Annotated in this window: 7 protein-coding genes; 5 read left to right on the plus strand and 2 right to left on the minus strand. The window is 59.1% G+C overall.

What is annotated here, in order from left to right:
- The first annotated feature begins 282 nt into the window (after positions 1 to 282).
- Positions 283 to 447 (plus strand): hypothetical protein, encoded by a 165-nt coding sequence (locus tag WCA53_RS12785; RefSeq protein WP_423910360.1) that lies wholly within the window; start codon positions 283 to 285, stop codon positions 445 to 447.
- Between the two features lie 3 nt (positions 448 to 450).
- Here WCA53_RS12785 and WCA53_RS12790 read toward each other — a convergent pair whose 3' ends face one another.
- Positions 451 to 1,728 (minus strand): sugar efflux transporter, encoded by a 1,278-nt coding sequence (locus WCA53_RS12790; protein WP_423910340.1) that lies wholly within the window; start codon positions 1,726 to 1,728, stop codon positions 451 to 453.
- Positions 1,729 to 2,022: 294 nt separating this feature from the next.
- Between WCA53_RS12790 and WCA53_RS12795 the strand changes: the two genes are divergently transcribed.
- From WCA53_RS12795 to WCA53_RS12805, 3 genes are read left to right on the plus strand one after another with little or no spacing between them, the layout of a single operon-like run.
- A complete protein-coding gene (locus tag WCA53_RS12795; RefSeq protein WP_423910357.1) occupies positions 2,023 to 2,607 on the plus strand; it encodes a histidine phosphatase family protein in 585 nt (194 codons plus the stop codon).
- A 51-nt stretch (positions 2,608 to 2,658) separates the two neighbouring features.
- On the plus strand, positions 2,659 to 3,015 hold the full coding sequence (locus WCA53_RS12800; RefSeq protein WP_423910343.1) for a hypothetical protein: 357 nt from the start codon (positions 2,659 to 2,661) through the stop codon (positions 3,013 to 3,015).
- Entirely contained in the window at positions 3,012 to 3,344 is a 333-nt protein-coding gene (locus tag WCA53_RS12805; protein WP_423910346.1) for a type II toxin-antitoxin system HicB family antitoxin, read from the plus strand. Before WCA53_RS12800 ends, WCA53_RS12805 begins: the two co-directional genes overlap by 4 nt.
- Positions 3,345 to 4,355: 1,011 nt before the next feature.
- Here the strand turns inward: WCA53_RS12805 and WCA53_RS12810 are convergent.
- Positions 4,356 to 4,637, minus strand: a complete 282-nt coding sequence (locus tag WCA53_RS12810) for a hypothetical protein (protein ID WP_423910350.1) — start codon at positions 4,635 to 4,637, stop codon at positions 4,356 to 4,358.
- 697 nt (positions 4,638 to 5,334) lie between these two features.
- Between WCA53_RS12810 and WCA53_RS12815 the strand changes: the two genes are divergently transcribed.
- Entirely contained in the window at positions 5,335 to 7,341 is a 2,007-nt protein-coding gene (locus WCA53_RS12815) for an FUSC family protein (protein ID WP_423910354.1), read from the plus strand.
- Positions 7,342 to 7,677 lie beyond the last annotated feature (336 nt).

The following is a 7,677-nucleotide window of genomic DNA, read 5'->3' on the forward strand; positions in this document are numbered from 1 at the left end:
CAACGCGCCTCCGACAGATCTAAAAGAAAGCCGCCGCCCGCAATTACGGGCGGCGGCTTTCTTCGCTTCGCCTTCGCTTCGGATCCGTCGAGCCTGTTGCTTGCTCGGTGCGCCATCGATACCTCGATAGTCACCGCGAAACCGAAGCTATCGAAACGATGGCGGGCACCGCGCTTCAGAAGAAAAACGCGACGTAGCAACGTGCTAGGGGTGCACCTTTCACGCTGCATACGCCTATGCTTATGGATGCGGCATGAACTCCCTGACAATCGAGGCACGCGAATGACCTACGGATTGAAGTACGAGATGCAGACGAACCCGATTCCCGATCCAATCGCCGATCCAACCCGCGATCCAGAGGCCGATCCGCTGACGCCACCCTCACCGGGGCATGGCCCGGAGGAACCGCAACATCCCGATGTGCCGCCGGATCATCATCCAATATAAAGATTACGGAGCAGTCTCAACCTGCTCCGTCATGACGATTACGGTCGTTTCGGGCTCAGCGGGCGCGTTGTTGAACAGCTTCGCGCCCCTTTGATAGTTGAAGGCAAAGAGCAGGGCCGAAGCCGTCGACGCCAACAGGACGCAGAACACGAATACCGCACGATACCCCCACGTCGCCGCGACAAAGCCCGACGCCACGCCCGCCATCACCGAACCGGTCCGCATGGTATTGAAGAACAACGTGGTCGCCCGGGCGAGCGCGCCGGGAATCAGTTCCTGAAAATAGGACATGCCAAGGCATGACGTGACCGCCACCACCACCGCGTTGAGAATCTGCAACGGCACGAGCACCCACAAATTCGGCGCAAGCGCGATGCCGGCGAAATACACAATGTGGGACATCGACGCAAACGCGATCATGTTTGCCTTGTTGATCCGTTGCGCGGCGCCGCCGAGCATCAGCATCATCGGGATTTCGGCGAACGCGCCGAGGCCGACCATCTGCGCGACATGCGCGGTCGTTCCATGCAACTGGTCGACAATCAGCACCGGGAGCATGATCATCGCGATCGTCGAACCCATGCCAATGAGCGTAAAGGCCGCCAGCGCCGCGTAGACATGCGCATTCTTGCCCTGCGGCGGAATTTCGCTTGAGGTAGCGTCGGCCGAGTCCGCGGTGTCGTAGACCTTCGGCGCGCGCATCAGCATCACGATCACACCGGCCACGGCGAATGCGCCCGCCGCCGATAAAAACAACCCATTGAAGCCGGAGACGCCCAACACGATCGCGCCGACCGCCGGGCCAAACACCCACGCGCAGGAGAGCGTAGTGCGCAGCGTGGCCATCGGTAACTCGGTATTTTCGATGCCTGCCGCGTGCAATCGCGCCTTGCCGAATGTAAATAGCTGCGGGAAAACGGCCGCACCGATACTCAGGAACACGCAACCAAAGATGGTCAGCAACACGTAGTTTCGAGTCACGCACAGCAACGCATAACCCATCGCCGCCCCGGCTATCGACAATACGACGATGCGTTTCTTGTCCGCGCGCCGATCCGCCACTCGCCCGAGATAGGTGCTCACGATGACGCTGCTGATCGCGGTCAACGTCATGAAGATGCCGAGGCGAACGGGCGTCATGTGCGCCTCGGTCGCGCCGAACAACGACGTGTACGGCACGGCAAACGATGAAGCGATTCCGGCGAGAAACATCGCGAGAGCCATGCCGGGATACCCGGGCAAACGCAAGAGTGCGAGGAAAGTCTTGAATACGGCGTTCATTGACGTTCGCGCAAGCGGGCGGCAGCCGCGACGCGAAGCTCCTTACATGAGATGGAAGATATGCAGCGCGGTAAGTACTTAAACACGCGAGCCGCTTTTTTTCAACGCATGGGTTCGATTTTGATGTGAGACAAACGAAATCGCGTTCGGGACACTCGGTCCGCCAACCCTCTGGGTTGCGCACACGCATCCCGCTTGCAGAAGACGCCCCTCAACTCGACGCAAATAGTGGGATCGAGTCGAGTTGCTACAATTCGTGCCTCCTCCTCAAACCCTGTCCGCCCTTTCTGCCTCATGTCCGAAGAAAACTGGTTGTCTGAACCCAGCACTGCATCCAAGCGCATCATCTTTGCACGTCATGGTGAATATCCCTGCAACGTCCGAGGGGTTTGCAATAGCAACCCACGCACCGGCTTTTACTTGACCGAGAAAGGGGAAGCGCAGGCGAAGGCGTTAGGCGAGCGTTTGCGAGACGAAAGGGTTGAGCTCATCGTCACCTCGGAGTTTCTCCGCGCGCGCCAAACTGCGTGGCTGGTCAACCAGGTGCTGAAGGTGCCTCAGGTAGTGAACCGGCTAGCCAACGAAAACAGAGTGGGTGCCGCCTTCGAAGGCAAGCCGGGCGATGACTTCCAGCGATTTATCGAACCTGCGCCGGCCACCACTGCTGCGCCCGACGGAGAACCGTTCATGGGACTGCTCGCTCGCGTACAAGCGCTGGTCGCCGATCTGAAGTTGAGCAGCCCGAAGACGGTCCTTGTCGTCACCCACGGCTGGACGCTTCAGGCGGCGCGGGTCATTCTCGGCGAGATTGGCCCCGATGACGCCGCGCGCTGTGTCGGGATGCCGTCCAACTGCGAAATCGTGGTCGGTCGGTTTTGATCGCAGGTTGATGCGATTGGGGGGGTGTTGGATGTTGTGCGGGGAGTTGGGTTGTCGAAGTTCGCTATTTGGAAGCCGCGACATCGCGTGTCGATGGCCGCTACCGCAGAAACCGCCCTCACCACCCACCTCTCCGATTTCGCGTCCACATCAGTACCATTTTGTGGTACCAAGACCCTTGAACTGATGTTTTCGCGGCCCGTCTCGGCCAACGTGCGCTGGGCCGACATCGAGGCGCTTTTCCTCGAGTTGGGCGCCACGGTCATGGAACGTGAGGGCTCGCGCATCGCCGTAGTGTTGTTCGGCCAGGTACAGGTCTATCACCGCCCTCACCCTTGGCCAACCACCGATAAGGGCGCTATCGCCAGCATCCGCAAGTGGCTCGAATCGAACGGAGTGAAACCATGAACATCCTGAGCGTCAACAACTATCGCGCCGTCGTCACCTATGACCCGGACACCGACATGCTGCGCGGCGAATTTCTCGGCCTGAACGGTGGCGCGGACTTTTACGCGAGCGACATTCCCACCCTCAAGGCCGAGGGCGCCAAGTCCTTGGCAACCTTCCTCGACGTCTGTCGCGAGAACGGCATCGATCCGGTACGCCACTTCTCCGGACGCTTCAATGCACGCATCGATCCCGAGCTTCATGCGCGCGCCGTCGAAACCGCGGCGGCCGAGGGAATCAGTCTCAACCAGCTTATCGAACGCGCTATTGAACACGAAGTCAGGACCTAACTCCTATTGCGGTGGCACGCATGTGTGCCCTGCATCGTCACTCCCTTCGTTGTGTGCGTTGCGCTCCACATCGCGCGCCGATGGCAGATACGCCCCGGAGATAGCCCCGTGGGGATAGAGAAACGGCCACCCCACCACCGCGGTATAACGACGAAGGGCCGCTCACGGCCCTTCGCTTTCAACTACCCCCAATTGTCCGCGCCGATCGAGACCCGATAGCACACGAGCAGTAGATAACTACAATCACCTCAGCCGTGATTTCATTCCCAGTGCTTTTTTCTTAGGGGTGTGCTCTCCACCGAAGTCTTCCGCGTTTGCAGGTAACTTATTCAGGTACCGGTTCAGATTTTTCGCTCGACTTGTAGAAAGGCCCTCTGCCGACGAGTCTCCAACATCACGCCCTCGTCGATTGCCCGCGCCTATAACCTCACGTTTTCTGCGCGTTATATCAGGACCGGAACGATCGTCCCCGGAAGTGCGAACGCGTTAGCTACTTTGACCATGTCGTACCGGTGAAAGTCAATGTCGCGCGCGTATCTCTCAAGCTAAACCTCGCTGCGAATGTGTTCCATCATGACCCCAGAACCGCCGGGCGAAAATACCCAGCGGCGCCGTCTACGCGGCCTTTATGAAAACAAGCCTTTAACCTTCCGCCAAATCGCCGCGATGCGGTGCGGGCGCGTTGCGTCGAGCGCCTGCGTGGCGTCGTGGTAAGTGCCGGCTTCCCGGTCCTGCCGAACTTGTGAGACGAGTAGCCCGATATACATGGTATTTCTCCCCGGTTGGCGTCGCAGTTCACGGAAAGTCGGTCGCACAAACGTCGAGCGCGCCTGGCGCACGGCAAGTAGGGCCTACCGCCTTCCGCTAGTTATGGAATAACGTCAGATGGCATGTGAAACGGCTGTCGTTTTCGGGCATAACCCTCCTGTGCAGAATATTGATTGCCCTTCTCTCTAAGCGCTGTCTTTCAAAATTCACGCTTCACACTGTAAGTATTCCGAAATATAGTCACTACCCAGCCTCCGAATAAGCGGCCGTAAAATCCTCGGACACACGTACCAAAGCCATATTCGGCCTATCGGACGCCGGAGGAAACACGCACCAGCAGCCGTCGTCGTGCCGAAAAAAAAGCAATGCTCGCAGACCTCGCGGCAACGCAGTTTCGACGCACACATAACGTATCCCGCTCGTTCGTGTGCGGCTGAACTCAGTCACACGAACCGGTGTCGAGAGTCCTGGCGCAAGCCATTTATCGACCTGGGTACGCAGTGAATGCTCATGGGTGGCTTTCATGCGCTGCTCCGCTAAACGACTCCTGCTCCGCTCCGTCTTGCATGGCGTGAAGCGCTTTCGGCCCCATTTCTTCACTAGGGCTTTGCATCATGGTCCCGCCGCTCGCTGACGCCCTCAGTGCGCTGCACCGCGCGAGACGACGTAAATCCGAAAGTTGGGCAACAAGTTGTCTGGCCGTCCTGCGCTTCATGACAAACCTCCCGCACTGCACACCAAACCTAAGAAAGCACATTAACTCTATGCCTGTGCTGTCCGTTGCGAAATATCCTTCGGCAAAATCGCAACACTTATTCACGAAACTTTGATGGCCGTTTTACCCACGGCACGCCGCGGTGCGGCGGCTGTTACGCCTCTTACTCGCCATGTTTGTTTATCGGCAAGGCGAGATACAGACTTGAGCGCGAAACCCAACGCGTTTTATGGTTTCGTTACGATTGCGCTCTTCAAGGCAACGATGCGGTTGAATTGTCTCAAGTGGGTTCGCGCTTGGCGGGCCATCGATACACGACGAGCCTTCCCGCCGAACGCAGCCGCTAGCAATGAAATTTGCGCGCGCCGCCAGGCAGCCGCTCCAATCGGGTCGAGTCGCATGTTTCGTTTTCGTCATCTTCGCAATCAGACCAGGAGTGCCGTAAGAGCTCGCGCGACGACATTTTCGTCGCTTACCGAGCGCGCAGTCCGCCGCAGGCCTGGGTGGATGGTTTCCCTGGCTTTTGAGGAAGCGAATCTATCGGAGGGACTACGCGCCGCGTGCGCATCGACAGCCATGCTGCTGCTTGGCAACTTCCTGCATATGCCAGAGTTTGCGTGGGCTGCAATAGGTGCCTTTTGGACCTGTCTGGCAGATGCGGCCGGCTCGAATCGGACGAGGTTCGCGTCGATGACAGCCTTCGCGCTGCTATCGACTGTTTGCGGCGGGTTGACGGCTTACGCGTCCGGTATTGGCATTGCTGCAGCGACAGCAGCCGTCCTCATTTTCGCGTGCCTTGGCGCGCTCGGGCGCATTTGGGGGTCAGCGGCCGCGCAAGTTTCCATCCTCGCCGCGACGGCTTGCGTAGTCATGGTCGATCGGCCCATACAGGGTTCGCACCAAGACCTGCAATTCCTTGCGCTCTATCTTTTCGGTTGCGTGTTCGCCACGGTACTTAGCTTCTCGGTGTGGCGGATTCATCCCTTGGGCTCAAGTCGCGCTGCCATGCGGTCGACCTATTTTCGCTTGGCGGATATGGCGCGCGACAGCGCCCGCCTGTTGCGTCAGGACAGCGCGAGCTTTGCCGAATGGGCGTCCCACGCAGCGCGATATCGAGGCCAGGCACGCACCGCGATTGAGGCCACTCGCCACGCTTTGGGACGCGTCGCGCCGGACAAGAGCGCGGGGCGAGCCACGTTTGAGAACCTGTTGCTTGCGCTCGCGGACAGCGAACAGATTTTCGGCTATCTCATCGCGGTAACGGATGCGTGCGAGCGCGGCCATCACAGCTTGCCGAACCCGCGGCGGACCGCTCGCGTTCTTGATTCATTCGCCGCGATTCTGTCGGGCTTGGCAAAGGCAATCGCCGACAATCCCTGGGAATCGCCGGCGCATCTGCGCGAGCGCTTGCGTGTGCATGCCGAACGGCTTGAGGCCGCGCTTGGCGAGCCCGTGTTGCTGCGATTCAATATCGACTATGGCGACCTGGAGTCGACAAACAGCCGGCCAATACTCTGGTGGGCTGCTGCCCTCCAAGCGGTAGAGCGTGGTGCTGCGACGCTAGTGGCGAATGCATCGGTTCAGTCGATTGGCGCTCGCCATGCTGCTCGAGTGGGCGTAGCGGCCACCGCCGCGTTTCTAACGGTTCGCGTGTTGCATCTGCCCTACGGGTATTGGGCGACCATGGCAACGCTGCTGATACTCCAGCCGTCGATAGCCACGAGTTGGCCACGCAGCGTCGAGCGTGCGGCTGGCAGCGTCGTTGGCGGCCTGCTTGCAGCCGCCATCACCTTGGTCGTCCATGCACCCATCGCCCTATCGCTTGTTGTGTTTCCTTTGGTCTGCGCGACGATGGCGTTGCGATCGGTCAGTTACAGCTTGTTCGTGCTATTCATTACGCCGTCCTTTGTCCTGGTTGCCGACTTTGCTTCGCCTGGTGGCACCGAGCTTGTCCATGCGATGTTGCGCTTGGGAAACAACGTGTTGGGCTGCGTGATTGCGCTAGCCGCGACCTTTCTCTTGTGGCCGACGCGTGAACCAAGCAAGCTTCGCGACCGGCTGTCGACCGCGATCAGCATTCACTTGAGTTATCTGAGTGCATCGGTCGGGCGCACACGGAACGACGCCCTTGAGCTTGAACGGCTGCGGCGTGCTGCGGGCCTTGCGAGCAACAATGCGGAAGAAGTCGTAGCAAGGCTGCGACTTGAGCATCTGGAAACGCCGGCGATCCAACGGTCTGCATCGACCGCGCTGGCGCTTCTGCGACGGATGGCCGGAACGGCGACGCGGGCGCGATTCGGCGGACTAAAAGTTTCGCCAAACGAGAATCTTGCAGAGTGGATTCAAAGCGTCGGCAGTGGCATTGAGGAGCACTTGAACATCGATTCGGACCTCGACGTACGAGACGAGTTTCCAAAGCAGGGACTCTCGTTACTTGAAGCGGACGCGGTCAATCAAGTCGTGTTGCTTCGCCGTTTAGTGATGGAGAATGCTGAAGGATTGCGCCCTCGATAGATGGACGTTGGAGGCGAAGCGTGTGCGCGCGGCTGGTGCTTGAGGAGGGTGTTCAACTGCGGGTTAAATGTTTGGGGCTGCGCTACGTTCGGGCCAAAAACCGAAAATCTAAAACGACGACCCTTAAAAATTGGCGGTTTAAACGCGTTTCTTTGCTTCGTTTCTTTGCGCGTTTGCAGAAATGAAGTCCCGCCCCGGACAGGGGCTAATAGAAATAAGCAAGAAAATCCGATTTAAGCAGAACGACCACGCTAGAAGAAGGACTCAATGTTAGCCCCACACTCGCCGCGCGCAGCACCCCCTCCGCCCTAACCCCACCGCGAGCAGCACCCCGTC

It is taken from the genome of Caballeronia sp. (assembly GCF_049581465.1).
Classification (GTDB): domain Bacteria; phylum Pseudomonadota; class Gammaproteobacteria; order Burkholderiales; family Burkholderiaceae; genus Caballeronia.